General features: G+C 56.1%; 19 protein-coding genes and 2 pseudogenes. 1 reads left to right on the plus strand and 20 read right to left on the minus strand.

From position 1 onward, the window contains the following. Position 1 precedes the first annotated feature (1 nt). The 16 genes and pseudogenes from W02_RS06500 to W02_RS22045 all read right to left on the minus strand — a co-directional run. On the minus strand, positions 2-733 hold the full coding sequence (locus W02_RS06500; RefSeq protein WP_173045922.1) for a sugar phosphate nucleotidyltransferase: 732 nt from the start codon (positions 731-733) through the stop codon (positions 2-4). A 147-nt stretch (positions 734-880) separates the two neighbouring features. Continuing rightward, a complete protein-coding gene (locus tag W02_RS06505) occupies positions 881-2,776 on the minus strand; it encodes a nucleoside-diphosphate sugar epimerase/dehydratase (protein WP_173045924.1) in 1,896 nt (631 codons plus the stop codon). 3 nt (positions 2,777-2,779) lie between these two features. Then, positions 2,780-3,979, minus strand: coding sequence for an O-antigen ligase (locus W02_RS06510; protein WP_173045926.1), 1,200 nt, complete (start codon positions 3,977-3,979; stop codon positions 2,780-2,782). 87 nt (positions 3,980-4,066) lie between these two features. Then, positions 4,067-5,113 carry a glycosyltransferase family 4 protein gene (locus tag W02_RS06515; RefSeq protein ID WP_173045928.1) on the minus strand — a complete coding sequence of 349 codons (1,047 nt, stop codon included), beginning with the start codon at positions 5,111-5,113 and terminating at the stop codon, positions 4,067-4,069. Next, positions 5,113-6,099, minus strand: coding sequence for an NAD-dependent epimerase/dehydratase family protein (locus tag W02_RS06520; RefSeq protein ID WP_173045930.1), 987 nt, complete (start codon positions 6,097-6,099; stop codon positions 5,113-5,115). The genes W02_RS06515 and W02_RS06520 overlap by 1 nt, the downstream gene beginning before the upstream one ends. After that, the gene (locus tag W02_RS06525; protein ID WP_173045932.1) at positions 6,096-7,262 is read right to left on the minus strand and encodes a glycosyltransferase family 4 protein; all 1,167 of its coding nucleotides are present in this window, start codon (positions 7,260-7,262) and stop codon (positions 6,096-6,098) included. Before W02_RS06525 ends, W02_RS06520 begins: the two co-directional genes overlap by 4 nt. Then, positions 7,225-9,231 carry an asparagine synthase (glutamine-hydrolyzing) gene (gene asnB / locus W02_RS06530; RefSeq protein WP_173045934.1) on the minus strand — a complete coding sequence of 669 codons (2,007 nt, stop codon included), beginning with the start codon at positions 9,229-9,231 and terminating at the stop codon, positions 7,225-7,227. The genes W02_RS06525 and asnB overlap by 38 nt, the downstream gene beginning before the upstream one ends. Positions 9,232-9,273: 42 nt before the next feature. Next, entirely contained in the window at positions 9,274-10,419 is a 1,146-nt protein-coding gene (locus W02_RS06535) for a glycosyltransferase (protein ID WP_173045936.1), read from the minus strand. Continuing rightward, complete coding sequence (locus tag W02_RS06540; RefSeq protein WP_173045938.1) at positions 10,416-12,380, minus strand: hypothetical protein; 1,965 nt, start codon at positions 12,378-12,380, stop codon at positions 10,416-10,418. Before W02_RS06540 ends, W02_RS06535 begins: the two co-directional genes overlap by 4 nt. Continuing rightward, entirely contained in the window at positions 12,377-13,102 is a 726-nt protein-coding gene (locus tag W02_RS06545) for a class I SAM-dependent methyltransferase (RefSeq protein ID WP_173045940.1), read from the minus strand. Before W02_RS06545 ends, W02_RS06540 begins: the two co-directional genes overlap by 4 nt. Further along, positions 13,102-14,529 (minus strand): glycosyltransferase, encoded by a 1,428-nt coding sequence (locus tag W02_RS06550; RefSeq protein ID WP_173045942.1) that lies wholly within the window; start codon positions 14,527-14,529, stop codon positions 13,102-13,104. The genes W02_RS06545 and W02_RS06550 overlap by 1 nt, the downstream gene beginning before the upstream one ends. Continuing rightward, positions 14,526-15,683, minus strand: coding sequence for a glycosyltransferase (locus W02_RS06555; protein ID WP_173045944.1), 1,158 nt, complete (start codon positions 15,681-15,683; stop codon positions 14,526-14,528). The genes W02_RS06550 and W02_RS06555 overlap by 4 nt, the downstream gene beginning before the upstream one ends. A gap of 106 nt (positions 15,684-15,789) precedes the next feature. Continuing rightward, positions 15,790-17,085 carry a glycosyltransferase gene (locus tag W02_RS06560; protein WP_173045946.1) on the minus strand — a complete coding sequence of 432 codons (1,296 nt, stop codon included), beginning with the start codon at positions 17,083-17,085 and terminating at the stop codon, positions 15,790-15,792. After that, positions 17,070-18,389 carry an oligosaccharide flippase family protein gene (locus W02_RS06565; RefSeq protein WP_173045948.1) on the minus strand — a complete coding sequence of 440 codons (1,320 nt, stop codon included), beginning with the start codon at positions 18,387-18,389 and terminating at the stop codon, positions 17,070-17,072. Before W02_RS06565 ends, W02_RS06560 begins: the two co-directional genes overlap by 16 nt. A gap of 1 nt (position 18,390) precedes the next feature. Beyond that, positions 18,391-18,954: a class I SAM-dependent methyltransferase gene (locus tag W02_RS06570; protein WP_173045950.1), complete on the minus strand. Its 564-nt coding sequence runs from the start codon at positions 18,952-18,954 to the stop codon at positions 18,391-18,393. A gap of 201 nt (positions 18,955-19,155) precedes the next feature. Then, positions 19,156-19,263, minus strand: a pseudogene (locus W02_RS22045) (Trm112 family protein); the annotation flags it as partial. A gap of 191 nt (positions 19,264-19,454) precedes the next feature. On the opposite strand from W02_RS22045, the gene W02_RS06575 reads away from it, so the two are divergent. Continuing rightward, positions 19,455-21,431, plus strand: a complete 1,977-nt coding sequence (locus W02_RS06575) for a glycosyltransferase (protein ID WP_173045953.1) — start codon at positions 19,455-19,457, stop codon at positions 21,429-21,431. Between the two features lie 189 nt (positions 21,432-21,620). Here the strand turns inward: W02_RS06575 and W02_RS21505 are convergent. The 4 genes and pseudogenes from W02_RS21505 to W02_RS06590 form a co-directional block, all read right to left on the minus strand. Then, positions 21,621-22,076 (minus strand): annotated as a pseudogene (locus W02_RS21505) (class I SAM-dependent methyltransferase); the annotation flags it as partial. Positions 22,077-22,118: 42 nt separating this feature from the next. Continuing rightward, positions 22,119-24,143 (minus strand): SPASM domain-containing protein, encoded by a 2,025-nt coding sequence (locus W02_RS06580; RefSeq protein ID WP_173045955.1) that lies wholly within the window; start codon positions 24,141-24,143, stop codon positions 22,119-22,121. A gap of 48 nt (positions 24,144-24,191) precedes the next feature. Next, complete coding sequence (locus W02_RS06585; RefSeq protein WP_173045957.1) at positions 24,192-25,529, minus strand: class I SAM-dependent methyltransferase; 1,338 nt, start codon at positions 25,527-25,529, stop codon at positions 24,192-24,194. 89 nt (positions 25,530-25,618) lie between these two features. Further along, entirely contained in the window at positions 25,619-26,848 is a 1,230-nt protein-coding gene (locus W02_RS06590; protein ID WP_173045959.1) for a glycosyltransferase, read from the minus strand. Positions 26,849-26,902: the final 54 nt, after the last annotated feature.

Raw genomic sequence — 26,902 nt, forward strand, 5'->3', positions numbered from 1 at the left:
TTCACTCTTTCTTATTGGCACCCGTTCGACTGACCAGCTGGTTGGCAAGATGAAGTGACTCGATGGTTCCTGCGTCCGTCCACCATCCCTCAAGCACGTCCCAGGTCAACGTTCCGGATGCGATGTACGCATTGTTGACATCCGTGATCTCAAGCTCGCCTCGTCCGGAGGGCTTGAGGGTCTTGATAATGTCGAATACGCGCGCATCATAGAAATACATGCCCGTCACGGCAAAGGAGGACCGGGGGTTCGCCGGCTTCTCCTCAATCTTGAGGACGCGATCGCCTTCCAGAATCGGCACACCGAATCGCTGCGGGTCCTTGACTTCCTTGAGCAGAATTTTCGCCCCATGGCTCTGCTTGCGAAACGCTTCGGCGGCCGAGGCAATATTGCCTTCGATGATATTGTCTCCGAGTATGACGCAGACGGGCTCACCGTCTGCAAAGTGTTCCGCCAATCGCAGCGCATCGGCGATGCCTCCCTCGCCCTCCTGATAGGTATAGTTCAGCCGTTTGAGCCGGAATTCCTTTCCATTGCCCAGCAGTTTCAGGAAATCCCCTGCGCTGTTGCCTCCGGTGACCAGCATGATTTCCTCGATGCCGGCGTTGGCCAGGGCTTGAATGGGATAGTAAATCATCGGCCGGTCGTAGACCGGAAGAAGATGCTTGTTCGTGACTTTCGTGAGTGGGAGCAGCCTCGTTCCAAGGCCGCCGGCAAGTACGACACCTTTCATGGTTGTCCTCTTTTCTCCGGATGACGCTCATCGGCAACTGCCGCTCGAGTAATTCCTTCATTGTATGATAACGAGTCCGGCATTCGAACGGAATTATGCTTCTCTGCGACGTCCGAGGACGACGGGCGGGCGAGGTGCCTTTGGAAATCAGCCCCCGGTTTGTATCATCGGCGAATAGGTCGGGATCGCCTCCTGAAGGAGGCGAATCACTTCTTCGTCGTCCGTATGTTCGAGCGTGGCTTCCAGACGTGCAATAAGATGATCGAGGGTATCCGCGCCGGTCGTCCGGCGGCTCACCGCACGGCGAATCTTCTCGTGAGACGTCGGTTCGACCGACTCCTCCTCTTCAAAGAGTTCCTCGAACAATTTTTCACCTGGACGCAGGCCGGTATAGACGATCGGGATGTCCGCCTCTGGGACGAGTCCGGAAAGGACGATCATGTTCTTGGCAAGATCCGCAACTTTAATCTGTTCCCCCATATCGAGCACAAAGACGTCTCCGCCCTGGCCGAGAAGACTGGCCTGCAGGACGAGTTGCACGGCTTCGGGGATGGTCATAAAAAATCGCGTGATGTCCGGATGCGTGACGGTCACCGGACCTCCGGTTCTGATCTGTTCGGCGAACAGCGGAACGACGCTGCCATTGCTTCCCAGTACATTGCCGAACCGCACGACGGTACATTTCGTTTTCCCGCGTCGGTTGATCATCTGAATAAACTCTTCGGCAACCCTCTTCGTCGCGCCCATGACGCTCGTCGGGTTCACGGCCTTATCGGTCGAAATAAGGATAAAACGATCGACATGGCCGGCTAATGCGGCTTCAGCCACCGTCCGGGTCCCCATGACATTGTTCCTCACGGCCTCTTTGGGGTTCAGCTCCATCAACGGTACATGTTTGTGGGCCGCGGCATGGAAAACCAGTTCGGGACGAGTATGATCAAAAACCTCGGCGACCCGTTCTGGCACGGTGACATCACCGACGATGGACAAGAGCGGTAGACGGGGAAACCGCTTGCGGAGTTCGAGGTCGAGCGCATGCAGGCTATTCTCGTACCTGTCGAAGAGGATAAGCAGCGCCGGCCTATATTCGGCAATTTGCCGGCACAATTCCGACCCAATCGAACCTCCGGCCCCCGTGACCAAGACCCTCTTGCCGTCGAGCAACGGATGAAGTTCCTGGCGGTCGGTCTGCACGGGCTCACGCTGCAGGAGATCTTCGAGACTCATCGGCCGGACCTGCCTGAGCGCGGCCGGATCGGCTAAGAGCTGTTTGACACTGGGAAGGATCTTGATGGGAACTTTGCACCCCTCGGAAGCTGCGAGAATGCGTCGTTTGAGGGCATTCGATGCGGAAGGGATCGCGACAATGATCTCGTGAACGACCAGCCCTCTCGTCAGATCGGAAATATCTTCGATCCCGCCCGCCACAGGCACTCCATGAATCCTCATGGAGCGCTTCACGGGGTCATCGTCGACCATGCCGACCGGCCGGTAATGGTAGCGGGCGTCACTCAGCATGTCGCGTACCAGCAATTCCCCGGCATTCCCCGCACCAACGACCAGCACACGGCGGACGGAATGACTCAAGACTTGGGCCCATTCACGGAACCATCGGACAGCCAAACGGATTCCGGCCAGATACAAGGCACCCAGCAGACCGGTGAGAATGATGACGGATCTCGGATAGGCCACCAATCCCAGCAGGAGATGCAGCACACCAAACAGGACCACGGCGCTCGCCACCGACGCCCATAAGATTCGACCCAGATCGTGAAGTCCCACGTAGCGCCAGAGACCGTGCTGGATCCCGAATACGAAAAACCCGGAGCCGAAGATGAGCAACACGATCGGAAGCGTATTGACGAGCAGCCGCCCATATCCAGGCGGGATCTCCCCATCGAATCTCAATGCGAACGCGGAAAGATTCGCGGCAGCGATAAGCCCAAGCTGCACGATGAGAATCAGGATAGAGCGATAGCGGACGAGGACCGTTCCGTGACGATCGACGAACTGTCTGAACACTCTGATGATCGTCTGACGCATGCGCTATGCGGACCTCATTGGCCCACACTGCCGGACCGGATAATACATCACGGTCAGTGCAAAAAGAACCCAGAATAGGATGGCCAGGGACCCGACAAACATTTGATCAAATTGGAGTCGAACAAAAAGTCCGATCATTCCGACCAACCCTCCCACCAACACGATTTGGGAGAGCAGATCGGTGGCCGACCTCAATTGCCGCGCCGTCGTGAGAACGGCAGCGGCATACAACCATAGGTACAGGGCGAGGCCGGGAATCCCCACATGCAGCGCATGATACAGAAGGATGTTATGCGTACCCCTCTCCCTGACAGTCGCATGCCCGGCCGGAACAATCTCCTCCTCCTGGCCGTAGCGCATCATGAAACTGTTACCTCCATACCCAATGCCGACGAGCCAATGCTTGGGGATTTCCGAGACCGTGAATGTCCAGATATCGAGCCGGTGTACGATGGTTGCCACCCCGGTCTTCACCGGAATAGTCGAGTCCGTTGGAGCAGCTTGTTCAATAGAAGACGTCTTGACCGCCAGGCCGATTGCCAAAACCCCGACGACGATGATCACGCTCGCCACAATCGTCACTCTACTCATCAGGGAGGGTGCCAGCCACACGAGCACACCCATCTCCGCTACCAGTGCGACCACTCCCGCCCTCGATTGCGTGCTTAACAGGCAGCCGACGGCAAGAATCGATACGAGAGCGGCAATCCCCTTGACCCTCGAAGGGACGCGAAGTACAAGGACGGCCAACGAGTACGGAATCGTCATGATGAGAAATGTCGTGAGCCACACCTCGGAGGTAAAGAACGAGGTCGTGGCCGTCGGATCCATCGCCCTGAATTGCATCAACCCGAACAGTGCGATCAGTGGAATCGGGATGATGATCAACCCCAACAGCCATTTTCGATACGGAGGCTGCCCCAAAAAATAGAGTGTCGCATAGAACACCACCATCCACTGCAGAAGCTTCCCGTATTCCTTGAAGCTGTACGGTGGAAAGGAGGCGAAGGGAATCGTCACACCGACCCACAGCACGAACGCCAGCAGGATATGGTCGAACGGCGTGGGTGAATAGAACAATTTCCGGTTCATCACGCACCATACGCCGAGCAGAGCCAAGAGAGCGATAAATCCGTTTCGTTCCAATACCAGGAGTTTCTTGTACGGCAAGACGGCGATATACACCAGAAGGACTGTGCGCACGACGGTGTCTCCGTGTCTCGCCCACCATGCTGAAGCCGTATTCAAATGAGACCGCTCCTCCATGGTGAAAAGTATACGGCCCAGCCGTCAGGCACGCTGCTCTGCCACCCGTATCGCGAGTGCGGACAGAACGAACAAGGCGGCCCATGCCGCCAATATTGCGACCTGCCAACGCTCGCCGGCACGCTGATACACGAGCGCCAACAGCCCGCACAGCGCCATGAGGCCGTATTCGGCGCACACCGTCCGCCGGTGCCCCCATCCCATCAGAACGAGCCGCTGATAATAGTGCTCCCGATGCGCGTGCCAAACCTTTTCCAGGCGCAGAGCGCGTTTGAACAGCGTCATGGTTGCATCCACGATAAATGGAGAAAACACCATGAGCGGTACCCATATGTCGAACACACGATCCTGACATCCCAAGACTGCCATCGAGCCGGCGAGAAAGCCCGACGGCACGCTCCCCACATCTCCCATGAAAATCTTTGCCGGTGGGAAATTATGAGCGAGGAACCCCCCCGCCGCGGCGGCCTGGACGACACACACCAGGAACATACCCTGATGACCGGCCATCCAACCCAAATACGCCAGCAGCGAAAACCCGAAGACCGTCATACCCCCGGCAAATCCGTCCATGCCGTCCATGAAGTTATACAAATTGGTCATCCAGAGAATAAACAGAACCGTCATGATCGGCGCCATTGCTCCCAATTCGAACATGCCAACACCGGGCACGGTCACCGTGCGAATCGTGACACCGGCCACAAAGACGACGACACAGGCGGCCAAGGATTGGCATCCGAAGCGGATCGACACGGAGAGGCTTTTCCGATCATCGATAAACGAGATCAGGCTCAGGCCGGCCATCCCGGAGAGAATCCATGCGAGCTCGCGCGACAATCCTGCCGGCGACGTGACCTCATGACTTGGCATCAGAAACATGGAAACCAGTGCCGCAACACCGGCCACGGTGCTGACAACCATCGCCACCCCGCCCGTACGGGGCGTGGGTTCCAGGTGGAGTGACCGTTCATTGGGGTGATCGAGGGAGGTGAAGAACGAGGATGGCCGAGCCAACAGACCGGTCATCCAGTACGAAAGCGCTCCCACCCCGGCAGCCAGCAGCATCCACATTATGCCGAACTGTGCCTGTAGAACCGGACGATTTCCGGCACCGCGCTCTCGAACGTATGGTCGGGGCGATATCCGAGGTCCGTGATCATATTTTGGGGACTATACCATGCCTGACCGATGATCTTGTTCAGATTGGCGGATGAAACCGGCAAAGGTCTGTGCAAGAAACTCTGCAGTAGATCGCCGGCCCGCGCGGCGGCGGTGAGGCATGGTAGCGGTATCCGCCAGCGCGCGGGTCGCATGCCCAATCCCTTCCGTAGGAGATCGTATACTTCCGCCGTGGAATAGGGCCGACCATCGGTCATGACATACATCGATCGTGGTACCGCCGGGGCTCGCAAGACTGCCAGTATGCCCCGAACAAAATTCTTGACGTGCAGCATGCTGCGAACCGTCTTCAGCGGAGGAAGGGGCGGGAAACGGCCCGCATCGATCGCTGCGATCATACGGAAGAGGTTTCCCTTCTGCGTTGGACCGTACACCATCGGAAGGCGCAACGATACGGTTGTCATACCCGAGGAACTTCCATAGGAGGAAACGGCTTGCTCGGCCGCCCATTTGGATCGCGCATAGGGTGTGGCCGGGGCAGCCGGCGCTTCTTCGTTTACGCACGTCCCGGTGGTCTCGCCGAAGACTTTCACCGAACTGGCAAATACGAAACGGCGGGCGCCTCCCTCGCGCGCACCTGCAAGCACGCGTTGCGTTCCCTCGACATTGATGGACTGATAGTCCTCCTCAGACACGCCCCGATCGTCGAAGGCATGTGCCTTCCCGGCAAGATGGATCACTGTCTCGCAGCCTTTCGCCGCCATCAACGTGCAGGATGAATCCCGAATATCGCCGGTCATGACCTCGACCGAAGCGGAGAAGCCTGCAGAAGGAGGAGCATGCACCAGGGCCCGAACACGATACCCGGCGCGATGCAACTCATCGGTCAGCGCACGGCCGAGGAAACCTCCCGCCCCCGTCACGAGGGCCGTCGTCATGCCGCACCGGCGGCGGGCGGGGCGCTCGCCTGACTGTCGAGCAACTCACGATAGAGATTCAGCATCGCGCCGGCGGCCTTCTCGACGGAAAAGTTGCGAATCACCGCTTCCCGACCGGCCAGTCCCATGGATACGCGCAAGGACGGGTCGCCGAGCAATGATTCAATCGCCGCAGCAAGTGCTGCTGGATCGCGGGGAGGAACGAGAAATCCGGTTACTCCGTGTTCAACGATCTGCCGAATCCCCGGCACATCCGCCGCGATCACCGCCTTTCCGCTCGCCGACGCTTCCAGTAAAATCTTGGGCAGTCCTTCCCGGTAGGACGGCAGAACGACGATAGCAGCCGCTCCCAGTGTCTCAGGCATATCGTCATGATGCCCCCACCATTCGACAACCCCGTCCTGCACCCACCGCCGAAGTTGATGCGGATCGATCGCAGCGGGATTATGTTCGTCGCACCGTCCGACGAGGACGTATCGGGCCGAGACACCGCGATCCTTCAACCGTCTCGCCGCCTCGACGAACTCTCCGATGCCTTTGTCCCACAACATCCGGGATGCAAGCATGACGATTGCCGCCCCCTGCCCCGGAGCTTGGAGATCAAACGCCTTCGTATCGACGCCGGATCCTGGAATAATCCTGGTACGGTTTCGATTGACGACTCCGTTGTTGACCATCAGATCACGGTCCTCACGGTTTTGAAACACTACGACTGACCGGCTGAGTGAGAGCGCACCCTTGAGCATGAGGCGAAGCCCGTTTCGAAGGATCCGACCACGGCCATGTCGCTCGGTGAATGCATACCCAAGGCCGGCAAACGCGTTCACCACGCATGGCACGCCTGCCCACCAGGCCGCGAATGATCCGTACAACATGGGCTTGAGCGCCACATGATGAACAATCGCAGGCCGTTCCCGTTTGTAGAGGCTGATGAGTTCGACGATCGACGCGAGTTCGGCTCCAAGGTTCCGACTCTTCCTGAGAAGACGGATGGGCAGCAGTGCGAACCCCTCTCGACGGATCCTGTCACCGTGATCCGTCACCCGCGTGGCGATGGAGACATCGAACCCCGATCGTGCCGCCAAGCGCGCCAGATCAAGACGATGCGACCAAAAATACCAATCTTCAGTGATGAGAAACAGCAGGCGAGGGAGTCGATCCATAGGCCTCGAGCCATGCCTGGAACATGAGGACGTTCCAGAGTGGGTACTGCCAGTTGCGCGCTCCGGACAGATGATCCAGCCATCTCATGCGTATCGGTTCAGGACAAAGAAACCCTTCTCGCCGCAACCGTGACTCGGCCAGCAGATCTTCCGCCCATTCGCGTAGCGGACCGCGAAGCCAGTGATCGATCGGCACACCGAATCCCATTTTCGGGCGGTCGATCAATGTTTGGGGAACGTATCGGTACAGCACCTGGCGCAAGAGCCACTTCCCTTCCCCCTCGCGCCTGATCTTGAACGACAGCGGCAACCTCCAGGCGAACTCCAACAGACGGTGATCCAGCAGCGGCACGCGAGCTTCCAGGCTGACCGCCATGCTGGCGCGATCGACCTTCGTGAGAATGTCGTCCGGCAGGTATGTCATCAAGTCCAAAAACATCATGCGGAGAGTAAAGTCGTCCAGTCGCGCCCAACGGTTGCGATCGGTCAGCATCGTAAGAGGTTCCGGCGTATCGACGACTGCCTGCGATGGATTGTCCCACTGGGACACCAGGCGCAGGTACATCGAATCGGGATCTTCCAGAGCAAGGACCTCGGCGAGCTTATGCAGCTTGTCTCCTGGATTTGGAATCGCGGGCAACACCTTCTTCAATCGGCTGAATAGGGCACTCCAGGTATCGGGAGAAAGTGCCCGGATACTCCGGACTGCGGTCTGACGTGCGAGCTGAGGCAGCCAATGCACGTTTTTCCACAATTGTCGCCCGACGAAATATCGACTATATCCTCCGAAGAGTTCGTCGCCACCATCCCCGGACAAGGCCACCGTCACCCGACTCCTCGCAAGCTGCGAGACGAGATAGGTCGGAATTTGCGACGAGTCTCCGAACGGTTCATCATACATGTCGGGAATGCGAGGGATCACGGCCATGGCCTGTTCCGGCGTCACATAGAGTTCCGTGTGGTCCGTTCCGAGATGACGGGCGACTGATTTGGCATGCGCCGCTTCGTTATATTCCTGTTCGTGAAATCCAATCGTGAACGTCTTCACAGGTGTGTCGTGCTGTGCCTGCATGAGGGCAACGACGATCGACGAATCGATTCCTCCGGAGAGAAACGCTCCGAGCGGCACATCCGAGATCATGCGCAGACGCACGGATTGGCGAAGCAAATCCTCCAGCCGCGCAATCGCGTCCTCGTCTGAACCCTCGAAGGGATTGAGCACTCCGGACTCCGCGACTTCACGCGCTGACCAATACCGCACAGGATGCGGCACGGTTCTCCGGCAATCTGGGTCCGGATTGAACGAGACGCGTGAACGAGCCAGATCCGGAGTGACCGTCAACATGCACCCGCCCGGCAATTTGTAAATGTTCTCGAATATGGAAAGTGGAGCGGGCACATAGCCGGTGCGAATAAAGGAGAGGAGCGCGGACCGGTTCACTCGTGATTCAAATCCCCCGACCTGCCTGAGGGCCTTGAGTTCGGAACCGAAGCAGAATACGCCGCCGGCCCAGCCGTAATAGAGAGGTTTGATGCCGACTCTGTCTCGCACCAAGTGCAGAACCCGACTTTCGCGATCCCACAGTGCAAAGGCAAACATCCCGACGAACCGCTGGACAGCCTTCTCGATGCCCCACCGTTCGAACGCCGCGAGCATGACCTCGGTGTCCGAATGCCCGCGGAAGGTCTCTCCCGAGACCTCCAGTTCGCTTCGCAATTCGGAAAAATTGAAAATCTCGCCGTTGAAGACGATGACGAAGCGTCCACCGGCGGACAGCATCGGCTGATGGCCCTCGGGAGAAAGATCGAGGATGGACAGTCTCGCATGGCCAAGCGCCGTGCCGACCGCCCGATCCTCCCATACGCCCGAATCATCGGGCCCCCTGGTCCGCAACGACGCCACCATCCGCCGCACGGTCGCAGCGTGTTCGCCGTCGGCCGGGCCAGCGATTCCAGCTATTCCACACATCGTGTTCGCAAGGACATATTGGGGTATCTGTCGTGGAAGGTCTTATCCCCTCGCACGATACGGCACAGGGACCTGGGCGAGTTCCGAATAGAGATCGCAGTATCGCCGGATGATTTTCGGAAGCGCATAGACGGTTTCAATCCGCTCACGCGCAGCCCGGCCGAGTTGCTCTCGTGCCGAGGCGCCGCGACCGATAAGCTCCATCAGCGCTTCTGCAAGCGCCGATGGATTACTCGGGGGGACGATCAATCCGGTGTCGCCGACGATCTGCCGTGTATCTCCAACATCGGTCGATACACAGGGGATGCCACAGGACATGGCCTCTCCCAATATATTGGGAAACCCCTCTCCGAATGCCGAGCTCAGGCAGAGTACATCCGCACCCGGCAGCAACGACGCCACATCACTTTGATACCCAAGGAGGCGAACCATCCCGTTGAGCTTTCTCGTGGCCACTTCGGACGCAAGTGCTTCGGTATCTTTGCCGATTAACATAAACAGGACATGGCGCGTAACAGACGCGACCTGCCGGGCCGCGTCCAGAAATGTGGCATGGTCCTTCATCGGATCGACGCGCGCCACGAGGGCGATGACCACGGTGTCATCCGGCACATCCCATTGCATCCGGAGCTTGGCTCGGAGAGAGGGATTTGGACGATAGCGCTCGATATCGAATCCATTCGGAATAATCTCCCACCTGCGCGGATGATAGCCCAACTGCTCGTGGTACGATCGTCCCGCCTCACTGTTCACCACGACGGCTACGGGCATGGGGGACAGCCGAGCCAGCATTCGCCTGATCCATCCGGTCAATGGCGAATACTGGGTCAGGTCCATGTCCGAACAGCGCACATTCCAAACCAAAGGTGGAGTGCCGCACAGCCTGACCGTCACCGTGCTCAGGAAATCGGCATGATACAGCCAGCTTTGTACGATGCTCGGCTTGATCGTCTTGAGCAAGGCTCGCAAGCGCGGGACCGTTGAGAAGGATGGCCGCCCTCGCCTCATTCCCAAGCTGTGGACCGGAATTCCCTGAGATTCAATTGTTTCTCCAAGCGTTCCACGGTCGGTCAGCGACACGACCGTGTTGGAAAATTCTCTTGCATTCATGCCTCCAACCAGCTTCATCAACATCATTTCAGCTCCGCCCGCATCGAGATCGGAAATGATGTGAACGATGCGGATCATGCAACGGTATGATCCCCGGACTTGTCTGCGCCGGACGGCCGGTTCAGTATGTCACGCCATAAGAGGGAGCCATGCTTGGAGACCTGCCCTCTCGAAAATCCCTGCAGAGCGGGGGCAATCCGGTGCGCCCCCCATAACAGGCAAAACAAGAGGAGCGGATAGATGTGCGCGGTATGCCGAAACGGCTCAACGAGGCGGACACTATACAGATAGGCGGCATGCCAAGTTCCCAGAAGCGAAAGAACCGGCACCCACCAATAGTCAGGGCGCTTGAGTAAATTTACCCAACCAACGGCCATACAGGCCAGGGACAAGGCGATGATAACAAGCGGCACCATCTCAAGATGACGACTCATGGCCCGGATCCCGCTTGCCTGCTGCAAAAAGATGAGATTCTTCAGACCGGGCGTGTGAGATGCGCTCATGTAGAGGGTCGATTCAATCCAGCCCTTGATCTGGCCGTAGATCAGTTGCGGGACGGTGTGCAGCTTGAACAGATAATCCGAGTATTTGAGCGGCGGTCCGGCATAGGGGCTGATTTCAAACTCCTGTGCGGATGGAAATCCTTCGGTGCCCATGCGATCAGGAAACTCCATGTTGGCGTTCCACCTGGCATATCCGTACGATGGCCACGATGGATCCCCATGGACTTTGTACATACCGTAGAGATGTGGGAGAAACATGCCTATGGCTATTGCCGTTGCCAAGGCTAGACGCGGCCATTTCCAGTGACTCGGCTGCACCGGTCGTAGCCCACGTCGTGTCCGCCAGACATTCAACACCCAGGCGCCCCAGATCAATGGGAGCACAAAACTAAAAGACGTCGACTGTGTCAATCCCATTCCTCCAATGGACAAGCCAAGCCATACAGAAGCCAAGGGTCCGCGTGCCCACAGCCAGATGCCCAGTACGGTGAGCAGAAGTAGTGTCAGACCTTCCAGACGTAACCCCCTCACGGCCTCGTGCACCCAAGCCGGACTCAACGCCAGCGTCCATGCGATGAGGACGCCCCATGCCCATTGACTCGTCAAGACCCAAAAAAAGAACCCGCTTGCCGCAATGAGACAGGTAGATGTCCAAATGGTATAGAGTATGACCGCTGGCGCACTTTGCCCCCAAACTCGAAACCATCCATCCAGAAGGGCCACATGCAGCGGCTCCCGTTCATTGAATGTTGCAGAATAGAACCCATGGTCGGTCGTAAACCACTCAAAGACCTTGGCATATGACCAGTACTTCTGGGCGTCCGGTTCCAGGGGAAGCGCACGAACCATGTCGAAGAGTTCCCATCGGATCGCAAACCCGACCATGGCAGCCAAGAGAATGCCGCCCGTCCCTGCGAGAAGTCGCCAGGCATCGGATGTTCCCTTCTGGCAGATCACCTGCCAACTCCATCCGAAAAATCCAATACCTAGTGCTGCCGCCAGAGGCCACGGTGACGGCAATCCTCGATCTGACGGAAACCAGGCCGCGGCAAACCTGTCCAGTACGAGTTGATCCGCAGTCCACGTGTTGGACGAAGCAACCAGGATTTCGGCCGGGCCATGGGCAGATTTTTCAAGCACACCTCCGTCGAGATCACCTAGACTGATCTCTTCGCGGAAGGGTCCATCGGCATAGGTCACCGAAAGAGCACCGGGTGTGAATGCCCAAACTCGAATTTTGTGCTTGCCTGGACCGGATCCCGGCAAGGCAAGACGAAGTGCACCACTCTGACCGGCGTCAAGATACCATCCATAACGGCCCCAGTGACCGCCTTCCTGATCGAGCAACCAGGACGATTGTTGCGGTTGAACATCCGTCAGGCGCAGATCGACGCCAACGCTTTTGGTCTCTTCAAATGCTTGCCTTGAATCCACCACGAACTTACTTCCGGTCACAGCCAACAAGACCCCTCCGGCCATGAGCAGCACCCAGCTGATCCATGAATACCGTGAATACCGTTTGCGTTCCGTCGTCATGATGATTTCTCCAGAACAACCATCATGCGGAACCCCAGCAAGCGGCCCAGGACTTGAAGCACCCTCTCAACAGCAAGGACCGGCCGTACCAGTGAGACAGGCAAGAGAGACGGATGCTCGAATCCTCCGCTGAGGGGATAAGCGAAAAATGCCAACCGGCGATGGAACAGCTTTTTGTACTGCGGATACAGTCTGGCAAACTGGTCGCCATGCCGTTCGAACAGGAGCGTCGCAATGGCCTGGTTGGCATCGAACGGTCGCCGATCGGCCGACGGAGGATGCATCGCGAAGGGGTCTGCCGACAAATCGACGGGTTCGGAGTGGAGAAAATGATAGACGGGCCAGGACAGCATGGAAATATATGGATCCATGATGACGAGCCGCCCTTCAGGTTCCAGCACCCGAAGTGACTCGTCAAAAAACAGTCTGACGTTTTCGAGATGATGAAGCGTATCGAATAAGACGACGTTGGCGAAACTCTTCGAGGCAAACGGAAGCGATTGTGCATCCGCCACCGCATCGAGCCATGGCAAGGCTACAATATCCGTACACAGCGCGCCGGGAAAGAATTCTTTCAGGTTGCCGGTCCCGCCTCCGACTTCCAGCGTTCGTCCGGTTCGAAGCCACGCGATAATTTCGCGGTACCATTCGGTGTACAAGAGACGAAGAATCGGCTTTTTCTCCCACACCGCGTGATGCTGCCGCAGGATATCGTCTGACATTACACAGCCTTCAGCCTGAAAAACCCATACACTGTCATCTTCAGCAAAAGCCACCCGTGCGCAAACCGGCGGATGTTAGTGGTCCCGTACGTCCGGTCCTGATAGCGAATCGGCACCTCCAGAATTTTCAGATTGAGCTTCGCGGCTCCAAACAATAGATCGAAATCTCCGAAGGGATCGAAGTCGCCGAAATAAGACCGGTTGGCGGCAATGCGCTCGTAGTCCTCCCGAAACAGCACCTTCGTCCCGCACAGGGTATCCTTGATCCGCTGATTGAGCAGCCAAGAGAAAGCCATGCCGAAGAATTTGTTGCCTGCCAGATTTAAGAGCCGCATCGCCTGAGATTCCATTGGATACACGAGCCGGCACCCGTTGATGAACTCACCCTTCCCTCGGACAAGCGGCTCGTAGAATTTCGGAAGATCCTCCGGGGGCATCGTCAAATCCGCGTCGAGAATCATGAGGATCTCGCCGCTCGCGTGGGCAAATCCTTTGCGCACGGCGTCCCCTTTTCCTTTGCCGTCTTGCATAAGCAGCACGATATCCTTGTCGGCATTCGCCCGCATCACGCGCGTGACCTCCTCGACCGTGCCGTCGGAAGAATGTCCATCCACAAAGATGATCTGCTGACGAGAGCCGAACACCGGAGTACGTGTGATCGCCGCTTGGATGTTTCCGCACTCATTCCGGCAGGGAATCACAATAGTCACCGACCGTTCCCTTGAGTCTGCGACGGCTCGTGGGCGCGCGACGACATAGTGGGACAAACAGAGTTTATTGAGGCCGGGAATGAATGCGAGATAGCGATTCAGGATTGTAGCGATGAGCGGAACGTACTTTGGACACAGGAGACGCCGCTCCGTCTTCACGACCTCAAAATCCGACAGGGCGAGCAAGTTTTCGATATCCGACGGTGACAGCCAGCTCTGTGCGAGTTGCGGCATTTTCATGCGAAGGGCTTCCGCAAGGTTCAGCACCGGCTCCCATAGATGGTTGTAGTACGCGACGATGATGCGCGTTCTCGGCGTGCAGCAGGACTTCAATCGCCTGAGCGCTTCCTGGATATCCAGCAGATGTCCCACGACGTCCGACAGAATGATCACATCGAACGTTTCGTCGATATCCAGGCGCTCCGCATCGCCGACGCGAAACTCCAGCTGCGTATACCGACGACTCGCCTCTTTCACCATGGACTCGCTCAGATCGATTCCCAAGCCTCTGGCCGGCTTCACCGCGGCCAGCAGGTCCCCCAATCCCGACCCGATCTCGAGCACGCGAAGCCCTTCGGGAACGAGAAAGCGCAGGAAGCGCTTATGGTCTTCATAGTAGTAATCGGCACGTTCCAGCCAATAGGCGCGGTCCGCGGCTAAGCGATCGAACCATTCTCTGATCGTATCTTTTTTCCCTCCTCCACGAGATTTCGTCATGTGCTGGAGGCTTCCTCTCCGTTTCCTCGACTCAAGGTATTCAGCGCCGTGATCGTCGCAGTGACCAGCCGCTCGACGCTGTAATGCTCGACGATCCGCTTCCGCACCATGACACTCATTTCATGCCGTTGACCATCCTCCCGACTCAGTATAGTGAGCCAGGCATGGACAAGCGCGCCGGCATCGTCTCGGGCGACGACGATCCCGGTATCGCCGACAATCTCCTTCGCATCACCCACATCGGTGACGACACAGGCAACTCCGCATGCCATGGCCTCTCCGATCACATTGGAAAATCCCTCTCCATACGACGAACACGATGCCAACACATCCAGGGCATTATAGACAGCTTCCACGTCGTCCTGTGCGCCGACCCACATCAGCCGTTGCCCGAGATGGGCGTTGTGGCTGAGTTCCATCAACTCGCGCTTGTACTCTTCCGGACCATCGCCGACACACACGAATCTGACATGTGGGCTGCCCTGGGCAAGCAATCCAGCCGCCTTGATGAACACCCGGTGGCCTTTCATGGGATCGAGCCGGCCCACAAGGCCGACGACTCGCTCATGTGAGGCGACTCCCCACTGTGCCCGCATCTTGTCCCGAAGCTCGGGATTCGGACGGAATCGCTGGGAGTCGATCCCGTTCGGAATCACGATCATCTTGTGCCGTGGAAATCCCTTGCGGAGGGCGGTCGTCAAGCCCGCCTGTGAGTTCACAATGATAATGTCTGCAAACCGTGAAAGGAGTGTCTCGATCCAAGACTGAATTTGATCAATTCGCCCATATTGCTCCAACTGCATGTCTGACGCCCGGACCCCCCAGGCAATTTTGACTCGAGGACAAAACGGCTTTATCAGTACGGTCAAAATATTTGCGGTTGACAGGTAGCCATGAAGGATCGCCGGCTCCATCTGCCGGATTGCCTTGACCAGGCGAACAACAAATCCCGCGACATTCCACCGCGAAAGTTTGTCAAGAGATTGGAGTGGCACCCCAACCGACCGCAGGTCTTGTGCGAGTGATCCATCGGGATAGAAGGTCACCACAGACACAGGCGTTTTGCGACTCCAGAGGGCTTTGGCCAGGCCGATCAGCTGGCGCTCGCTGCCGCCGTAATTCAGCGAACGGGTTAGAAAAATAATTCGATCCATGGACCAAGGAGTTGCATCTGGATGAGGAATCTGGAAACCCTTCCCGGATGGATATCAATAGGGCTTTCAGAAAGGATCACAATGATCGGATCGCCGGTGTCGACGCTTAGGCAATGAGCTCTGTTTCTGATTCTTCTTTGAAGAGCCCAGGCGAGCCGGAGAGCCGCGCATAGCGGGAGCAGAATGCTTCAATTGATTGGGAGAGACCGAGATGGGCGCGACAGAACCTGGCGCCAGAACATCCAAGCTCTTTACCTTGCTCGGGCATGGATAGGATCCGACTGACTGCATGAGCAAGGGCCGCAGCATCCTTGTTCGGGACCAACAGTCCATGTCCCACCTTACGAAGCAGTTCCGTTTCGCAACCGGTGTCAAAACCGACCACCGGCAGCCCCATAGCCATGGCCTGATAGCTGCAGAGATTCTCCGCTTCATAGATCGCGGATCGCACATAGACATTGGCTGCGCTATAGAACGGTAATGGGTCAGCGCGAAATCCGATCATATGCACATGCTTCTCCATGCCAAGATCCTTGGAGCGTGCCTCCAAGAGAGGGCGTTGATCCCCCTCTCCAAGCAGCACCCAATGCAGGTTCGGCCATCGCTCGACGAGCGGAGGGAGGGCTTCCAGCGCAAGATCATGACCCTTGGATGGGTGCAGCCGGCCGACAGACAATGCAATCAAAGCCTTTTCATCCAATCCAAGCATACTTCTCACAGCATAATAATCGTGCTCTCGGGTACGGAGTGCGTCGTCGATTGCCCTTTGATCAACCACCCCTCGGATTTCTCCTGTCTTATCAGGCGGAACCTTCACACTTCGAAGTTCCTCAAGACTGGCGCCAGTGAAAAAATAATCCACGCGAGGATGGATTCTTCGGTAAAACCCAGGCATCCAGGAAAATCCGGCGTCCACCATTTGGGAAAACAGACAGGGCACGCTGTGAATGAGCGGTGTGCCGAAAATCCGTTTCACCAGCACACCGGAGGTAAAGCCATAGAAGGTGTGAGTGTGAACGACATCCGGACGGAATTGTCTCATCGAGTGTATGATCCGAGGAATGGACGAGGCTTGACAGCCCAAATGCCAGGTTGCGGAGAGCAGCTTGCGAAGCGGAACCAGTCGATGCCTCACGAAATCGTGATAGATCCCGGTTCGTAATGCCCGGAGCATCACCGACTCGGTGACGTTCTGATACACACCGGCAGCCTCAAGTCTCTCTGCGTACACATAATCTCCCCCATCAGGATTGATGGTCACGATCCGATGAGTAAAATGGCGGGGATCGGAAAGCCGGACAATATCCCACACCCAGCGCTGAGAACCGCCCCAGCTCAACCCATCGATGAGATGCAGCACCCGGACGGGTTCTTCCGAACTCTTCTTTAGGCTCGTTTCCACCGCGCCAACGTTTCGATTTGATTGAACAGCATCACAATATCCTGTTTACTCAGAAGCATGGTGTCATAGAAAGATGTCCCTGCGAGACGGACATAGATGCCCAATACCGTCATTGTTCCGAGCAGTTGCGTGAGGGCCAGCGCCCATGCCGCTCCCAGTTGTGCCCCGATGGGAATGAGCCACAGGCTCAATACTAAGCAAGTGACGGCATTTGCTCCTGCCAGCAGCGAAAGCAGTCCGGGCCGCTCAAGTTGGCCCAGCAAATACGGACTGAGCACCATGGCGAGACCGACGAACGCTGTACCCACCAGTAAGACACAGAACACCTGCGTGGCCTCAGTATAAGCCTTTCCAAACAGTAAGACGATGACCCATGGCGCCAGGAAAATACCGAGCGGTAATACCCCCCCTATACCGGTTGTAACGAAGCGCAAATATCGGTTCATGGATGCTTTCGCTTCCTGTGCCGGCAGCATGGACATTTTCCGATAAATGGCATCCTGGAACGCCTGCATGGGGAGCAAGACTCGCTCTGCGAGCTGCTGAGCAACTGAAAAGATCCCCACTGCGACGGGACCGTGAAAAGCATTCAACAAAAACACTGGGATCCGCATCCACAGCATAGTGGACAAAGAACCTGGATACCCTCTCAATCCGAATGACAGCATTTGGGTTGTCAGGATTCGAAGAGACCCCTTCTCCTGCCCATGCCGCAACTCGAATCGGCCGGCAAGTACAGCCATGACTAGACTTTGCAGCAACATGACGAGGAGATAAATCAGCACGGCTGATCCCACACCCGCCGACAGCCCTACGACAAAAACGATCACCAACAACAGTTGCAGTGGACTCATGACGAGTTGGACGGCGTTTAAGACCTGGATATTCCCCATTCCGATCATCAAGCTGTTCCAGAACCCGGCATACAAGGTGAACGGCAGCACTGCAAATGCGGCAAGCTGCCATTCCCGCGGAAAGTTTGGCATCAGCCTTTCGCCGGCAAAGAATAACACCGACCCTCCGATGCCGGTCAGACATGCCCATAGCAACCAGACACCTCGGATCAATACGGCGTGGACATTTGCCGCACTGTCACGTTGCCTACCGGCAAATACGTTGGCGCTCTGGGAAAGACCCAGATCTCCGAGGACGGTCAGCACCGACACCATGGCCTGAAAAAGAAAATATTCCCCTCTACCTTGGGGCTCGAGATATCGAGCCAAGAGGATCACGGTGACCACATTAACCAGGTTGACGGTGAGTCTCGCTCCAAAACCGATGAGGGAGAGTTTCAGGGTAGACACGTCAATCCTTCACCCCCACGAAATAGAATGCATCGGCGGTGATTCTGAGCCTTGAGTCCCGTCGAATGGGGAAATCGAGATATTTCAAGGGCCATACAAGGACGCTCACGAACGGCCGACACAAGACCTTGAGATATCGCGTGGGCACGAAATAGGAGATGTATTCCACCATGAATGGCCCCAGGAACGACGAAGGGCCGGCACTCACTCCTCCACCGACCTTTCTAAACTTTGAAAAGAGGATCTCCAGTCCGCGATCAGTGAATCTAAAATAGTCATGTTCATCGTGAATGACATTCATAAAAGGGACATTCACGAAGATCTTCCCACCAGGTCGTAGGACACGGAACATTTCTTCTGCGACCTTCCACGGCCGCTGAACATGTTCAAGCACAGCATTGCTATACACGGCATCGAGTGACTGATCTGCAAAGGGCAGTTGATGCCCATCGGCGACGACGTCGATGTGTTTTCTGATTGAGACATCCATATGGATCATTTGAAGCCCAGGAACCAGCGACTCGTCGAACTGCCCGATACCGGAGCCCAGGTTGAGGACCGTCATGTCCCCCGTACATTCGTTCACATATGTGAACAGGGAACGATCGATCCATGTCGTGAGTGGGGGGTTGAATCCCAGGATTGGACGGAGTGCCCGGCGTAACCAGGACAAGGACTGCGGAGCATGGACGTGTGACTGTTTTGGCTCGAACTCACGTCGAAATATGGATTCTGGCGTGAGGAGCACCGGAATCCCATCGCACACTGGGTATTGCTGAGAGCATACCTTGCAGACAACGGATCTCTTCCCAAAATGCAATGCACTGCGGCAATGTGGACAGGCCAGGATGGAATGCAGAATTTCCGGTTTCATACCGTGGCTTCGCGCGTCATCACAAATATAAAGATCATCAATCGGTTGAACACGCGCCACTATATACCTGCTATTCCTGTGACCGAGAACCGCGGGCTCGCATTTCTTAGGCGAGGTGAGCCATTATGGGCTTGACCAAGGCAACCGGCGGATGACAAGAATAGCAACGTCCGTCACTAGGGCCAAATGCTATGAGAACAATCGATCAATTTCCTGCACCCATCTCACCGGACGGGTATCGTAGGGCTGACGAATCTCGATCGCTCAACAACCAACAGATTCAAGACGCCCTCGACTTTTGTCACGATCATGGCATTACGGAGTTTGTCCTGGCCGTTCCGTTTGACGTACCTCTCGCCGACATCTGCACCTTGCGAAAGGATTCAAGAGTTGTTGGACTCATCGTGGCGAAGCCTTCCCAAGAGGTTCGGTCGACCTATAATAACTGGATGGGATGCTACCTCCCCGATAGCTACACATGGACCTTGCCACCGCAGTATGCCAACACCATTGTATTCGTAGGAACACGAAGTCGAATCACATTCCGCATGCTCAAATCGTCGGCGCGGCACGGCATCAGACGAATCGTCTGCTGCACCCCCATGGCGTGGGTCAATCTATCAATCGTATATCTCATCATCTGTCGCATCTGCTCCTATGCCGCGGCAAAGACGGAACGATTTTCTAAGCCGGTAACTCCACTGTTCAATACGTTCTTCAACACGTTCTTCACTACGTTCAAGGTGTTGAACACCTCCAGAGTCCTGTTGCCAAAGCGGCTCTACACGCGGTTTTTGTCCAAAGCGCAAGAGTTCGCGGCCAGTCGCGTTGAGGCAATCCCGGGACGCGTGGTGCTCATCAATTCTGCACTGGCGGCCGGTGGAGCTGAACGGCAGGTCGTCTCGACGCTGCAGGGTCTTCGCGAAAAGCGGCTGGAAGCCACCCTGCTGTGCGAAGATCTCTATAGCCGATCGGGACATGATTTTTTTCTTGGAAAAGTACAAAAGTTGGATATCCCGGTCCGAGAGGTACGCCGCGGAGTCAAACCGATGCAATATGTCGAGAGACTGTCTCGCTTTCCGGATCTGCTTCATCTGTTGAACAAAATGCCCTGCGCCCTTCGAGACGATGTAATTGACCTCTACATGGAGTTTCGAATCCTGAAGCCTGAAGTGGTGCATGCCTGGCAAGACAGTACAAGTATCAAAGTCGGAATGGCGGCAACGTTGGCCGGCGTACCCCACATCGTTCTGTCATCGCGCAATGTGAGCCCGCCGCATTTCGCCTATCATCAGGACTACATGAAGCCGGCGTACCAAGCGCTCTCGGAATTCGATCAGATTGTGTTCATCAACAACAGCCGTGCCGGGGCCGAGGACTATGCCAGATGGCTCGGCATCCCCTCGTCTCGCTTCACCCTGGTGCGCAACGGCCTCGATTTGACCGCCCTGCACAGGGCGAAGCCGGAAGAAATCGCGCGTTTCCGAGCTCATCTGAAGATTCCCCCAGGCGTACACTTGGTCGGATCGGTATTCCGATATTGGCCGGAAAAGCGCCCGCTCTTATGGATTGAAATGGCCGCAAAGATCGCCTCGCAAGCTCCGGACGTCCACTTCCTTATCGTGGGATGGGGGCCTCTTCGCTCCGAGATGGAACGCATGATCGACAAGCTCGGTCTTGGAACGCAATTCCACCTGGTAGAGGAACGGAGCGACATCGCCACGCCGGTCTCGTCAATGGATGTCTTCGTGCTCACCTCGGAGTACGAAGGAACACCCAACGTCGTGATTGAAAGCCAGCAACTTGGCGTGCCGGTGGTGGCAACAAAAGCCGGAGGAACAGGTGAAGCGATGGCGCCTGGGATTACCGGGTGGATCGTTGATCCGCCGACTCCTGCTGCGTTGGCAGCACAGGTCCTCAGCGTATTGAACAATGGGCAGGCATTGGCCATAGCCAGGGCCACGGGTCCGGAATTTGTCAGGTCCACATTTGGTATCGAGCGCATGGTTCGAGAAACGCTAGCGGCCTACCGGGTTCCTGCTTTCACCCAAGATCTCGTTGAACCGAACCTCGTACACAACGCTCGCGCTTCCGAGGAGCGACGAGATCGAGCGACGCGATTCGATCGACCAGCGTTTACCGAGAATCATATAGCCCGTGTAGAATAATCCCATCGGGTCCGCGTTGAGCACTTCCATACCGTGCTCACGAAAGTGCTTCACCCATCGGCGCCGGCTAAACGTCCAGATTTCAGTCAAGGCATTGCCAAATTCGCCATGCCGCGGAGGAATCGCATGCCCGCCGGTCGTCCGGACTATGCTCCAAACCACACCGGCGATTCTCACCAGTTCGTGCACAGACACACTCCGCGGAATCAACCCAGGCGCCAACATGCGCCAGCGCTGCAACAGATCCGCATAATTGGCTACATTCGACCAAAAGCGCCAAACCCCGGTCGGCATCACATGAACGCAATATCCTCCAGGTTTCAACACCCGGCGACTTTCACGGTGAATCTGACCCAAGTCCAGGATATGTTCTAGCGCGTTGGATGAAAATACGATATCGAACGTGTGATCCGCGAATGGGAATACCCTTCCATCGTATTCGGCGACGGGAAAGACGCGGTCAACTTTGTAATGGGATGTGGCAACGTCTATTGAGCTGACATCGAAACCACGTTGGGACAAAAGTTCGGCTTGATACCCAGTGCCGCCTCCGATTTCCAAGATGGAGGCTCCATCTCGAAAGTGTTTGGCAATGACATCGATTTCATAATTTCGTTCGATATGGAGAAACTCCGTCGAAAACATCTATCAAGATTCTATGACACAACGGGATAAGATCGGAGATGGTCAGCCCCTTCGAGCCGTATGCTTGTGTCCCATCCGGAGTAGCGCATGACGGATCCTGTTCAGTTTCGACAATGCGCCCCGCATGGTCGACGTGACGGAGCGTGGAGGCCGAGGACCGACAGCGCCACCTCCTGCCTGCCGTTCAATCTGCACCAGATTCCTGTAGGCATCATAGATGTCCGTTGGACTCTTGACCTGAAGACCAATTGGCGAGCTTTCCCCGTAATTCGCATAGTATTGGTTTTTTGGCCTGGGAACTGGAGTGAACTGCGGTACCGTCACGATGATGGGAGCCGGCTTCTTGTCCGTCGTCAGACCTTTTCCCCAACCTGGATGCCCCGAGACAGGCCCGGTGACGAGCCACCCCTCCGGCTCGAGCAGATCGTGATATAGACCGTAGCACAGGGGAGAAATGCCCGCTGCCGCTTCGCGTGGAAGGCATAATTTATACTCGCCCGCGTGAGACGTAATCGCCAGGTAGGAAATTGGATCGGAATCCCATAAATGAGTGACGATTATTCCCGGATTCCTCATGTTTCGTAATGACTCGTACGGATCCTCCACCCTGACGGATACGGTGATCGCGGACCTGTACCGTTCAGCAGCGCGAGCGTAGAGGGTCTTCAACTCCCGAATCATTCCGAGCGGATTCACCCGCTGTATGGCACGGCTGCCCCACTCCTCCGACTTCAGCACCAGACGCTCGGCATCGTCAAGCACTTCGGGCCACCCCCAAGTCTGTCTCTCGAAATCCTCAAAAATATCCAGTCGCTCGGTCACCGGATAGATGAGGATAGGAGAAAGGTTCAACCCGATCTCATGCTCAATGGCAAACTCCAGGTTGGAAGCCAATTCCACCATGTTCGACTTGCAGATGATCATTCCCACGGAAAACACACGTCTGGGAGCATCGTGCGTGGACATAGCGCGCAGCACATTGCTCAAGACGGAATCATAACTGGCGCCGGCGCGGATTTTCTCAAACGTGTCCTTGGCAAAACTATCGACGGAAATGCTGGCATTGACCCGAGGAAACTTGTCAAGCTTCTCCAATTCGCGCACCGTCAGCATCGTTCCATTGCTGGTAAATCCGAACGTCAGGTTTGGATTGTCCTTGGTCCGAAAATTATCGATAAATTCCCTGAAGCGCTTGATCAAATAGGGCTCTCCGCCATGCCAGATGAACTGGTAGAGAAACGGCACGTGCGCCAAGACATCCGGTACCGTCTCCGGTCGATGCTGAACGCGCATCAGCCGGACTGTGTTCTGGCTGCAGGCTGGACAATCGATATTGCAGTCAGCCGTCGAAATCAGCGAGATCATGCTCGGCTTCGCAGCCATCTGTTCCTCGCCCGCTCGATAATCTTTATAGGCCTGTAGCAAATTACGCCCCGACGCTGAATCGGATACAAGGCCGTGAAGCGTGACGGTAATCTCAGCTGCCCTCAACTCGTAACGCCGACCGTTCATAGCCGGATTGCTGTTGTCCGACGTCGAAAAATAAAGATACCGTCCCCACACGGAATAGCGACCAGCCCCGATATGCCGGATGTCGTCGTGGAGGGCATCCGGAATAGGTAGAGGGTCATCATCCTCGCATAGGATAACTGGAGTCGGGTTGTTCTTGACTGCCTTCTGGAACCATTCCGGAATCAACGTGTAATAGCAGTGACCGCTTTCCGGTAAGAAGTCTGCAGACCACGTGAATTTGGGATACTGGCCATTGCTCCAGCGATACGACATACACTCATGGCATGGATACCCTTGCAAATCACCCGTAGCGTTTCGGTGTCGCAGCTCGCGAAACTGCTTCCCATTCCAGATTTCCTCGATCGTTTGCTCATTCGTGTTACCCAATGGCTTTCCGGTATTGCCGTACCCCGCCCAAAAACAGCAGGGAACGACCTCTCCCGTCAAATCGATAATCATCTGCTGCCAGGGATAGGCGCAAATGTTGTCAGTAGACGAACCCGGAACAGCACCGCTGTTGCCGGCTTGATCGGTTCTGCCGATCTCCGTTGGCATGTTTGCATCACTCATTTGAGCACTCGCAGTCCCTGTAATCCATCTAGTCTATTTTCGGCACGATACGAACAACACCAGTGAACCCAAGTCATCATTGCTCAATGCTTGAAACCGGGGGGCAAATGTCTCACGAATCTCCGGAGTGATCCCCCTGTAAGCATGGTGCTTGGGCAGAAACATCTCATCGTTGAAATACACCACAGGCACATCTTGCTCGGAGAGTGCGTGCGTATCACAAAAACCCTGCTTGTCGAATGCCTTCAGAAAATCGACCTTTCGCCATCGGTTTTGATAATACTTCATGGTACTGGGCGTCCATCGCTTGCGCCACTCCTCATCACTGTACGCTAGAAATGCAAATGGATTGTAGGGACCGTCGGTGTCTTTAAAAGGCTCATGGGACGCAAGATCGACAGAATGCAGCATCAGCCCACCCGGACTGAGGATGCGGTGCATTTCGGCGATTGCTTCCGCGGGCTTCTCGACATGCTCCAGGACTGAAAACGAAAAGATCTGATCCACACTTCCGGTTTGCAGAGGGTAGCTATTGACGCCGGCAACGGCAAACTGCAGCGGGAACTCACGTGCGTTTCGTTCCGAATCAGTAGCATTGATAATTGAGAGGCCGCGCGTCGTATCCATCCAAGGATAAAACTCTCTCGCCATACGCCAGACGCTTCTCAACAGATTCTCATTCCACCATTCCTGCGAGGGAAACGCGTCGAGGCCGATATATGTTCGTGCGCCAGCCATCAACAACAGCAGCCCCAAAGCGGCGCTCCGTCCCGGGCCGATCTCGACAATAATCTTGTCTTTTAAACTCTCCTTCCGCTCCGTCAGCCACCATTGCAGCGTGTTGGAGGTGCGTATGACTCCGACCGATCCACCGTAAATCGACGATTGCTGTTTGAGCAGTTCACAGAGAACGTGTTCTTTCGAGTCAAAGAGGGGATCGTGATAGAAGAAGGTCGTGTCGCGGGTATAATTCAAGAAGAAATCGAGAACCGGTTCCTGTTCGCCGGTCTTGTTCAACTCCACTAACGCTTCGACGGCTATCGGCAGGGCATAGCCGTTCAGCCGTTTGGGATCCGCCAAGGAAATTCCATAGCGTCTGCCGTTCGACCTGGGATCGGAATTGTCGCTGGAAGCGAATATGACGCCGCTTCCCCAGTGAGAATACCGCCCCTTGCCGTCCCCGGCAATATCCGCATGAAGCGCGTGCCGGGGTCCCAATAGCCGATCCTCCTCGAACAGGAGCAGCGGTGAACGATTGGGAGTCTCGGAGGCATCGGCGACATGGGAGAACTTTGGAAAATCGAATGCAAATGCATGTCCATCGACGTGCCGAATCTGCCGGGGTTCAATGATCGAAATCGAATCGGACATCGCTGATGGAGAACTGGTCGTCGAGGCTGCCGGTGGACTTAACCAACTCCGTAATTTCGCAAGTCTCTCGCGCATAGATTGCCAACGATTCAATCCACTGAATCCTGACTCGTCTCGCTCGTATTCCCGTACCCGCACCGTTGCAGGAGCCGTTCGGCGACCTTCTCAGGTGCCAGATATTGTTCGGCATAGTCCCGGCTCTCGCGGGCCATCTGTTCCAGAGACGCACGGTTTTGTTCGACGGCAAGCAGATGCTGAGCGACGTCCTCTTTGGTCACAGCAGTAAATCCGGGAAATGGCTTCGGGTAATATGGCGCGAAAATCTCGTTGCGAAAGTTGCATAGTACGGGCCGGCCCAGTGCGTACGCGTCCGTCGTCACCATGCCGGGAACAGAAGAGCCGAACTGATCGCACACGAGATCCGCGGCCGACATGGCTTCATAAAATTCGTGCATCGGCATTTCCTGCAGCCATCTCGTGCGCGCGCCGATGTTGAGTTCTTTGATCAGGTGCCGGGCAGATCCCACGTCCTGCCCCTTTTCGATCAACGTGAGTTCTCCCTTGCCCCCCCGACGAACGTATTCCGCGAATCCGGACAACAGCACGTCGGTTCCCTTGAAATCGATCTGTCCAAAGCCTTGATGACATTCCGCTCTGAACACGATGCGACTTCCCCCAAGAATGCGCAGCGTCGGCCCTTCTCCCAGCGGGCGAGGTTTCAATCCATGAACGTTTGAAAGGTGCAGCGGCATACGTTGTTCATCGGTGACACCGATCGCGTCGAGCAAACCGTCCCCCTCGGGGACCGCACCTCGGGGTACGGTGCAGACGATTCGGGCGGACGCAATGCCGTTTCGTTGCCTGGATATCAGATCGGTCATTCGGCGAATTTGCCGACGCCCTTGAATCGAACGGGAAAACTGTTTGCTCCAGCTATGAGACATGGACAGGACTGAACAAAAGTTCGAGTAATAGGACAGATCTGATCCGGTGAGAAATACGACATGAGGAGCTTTCAGGTAGGATGATAACGCCGGGCCGACATCGTTGAGCACGACCAGGTCGACATGCTCGGTCAATTGATGCAACACGTCATCCAGAGCGCCTGTGTCGCATGCAATGTCCTCATCCGTCACATGCGAATAGTCAAGAATCCACGACGGATACCCATTGCGCCTGTACTCCGCAAACCGAGTTTCGGGCCTGTGCAGCAGGTCTCGACGATTGACCAGCAAGATGACATTGTGCCCCAAAGTCCTGAGGCCTTCGGCGAGCAGCAATGGTGAATTATTGGTATTACCGAAAATGACGATTTTCAATTTCTCTCCGTAGAATGATGGACTTCACACGTCTTCGCACCGCCAATACAGAAT

Origin of the sequence: Nitrospira sp. KM1 (assembly GCF_011405515.1) — a bacterium.
Taxonomy (GTDB): domain Bacteria; phylum Nitrospirota; class Nitrospiria; order Nitrospirales; family Nitrospiraceae; genus Nitrospira_C.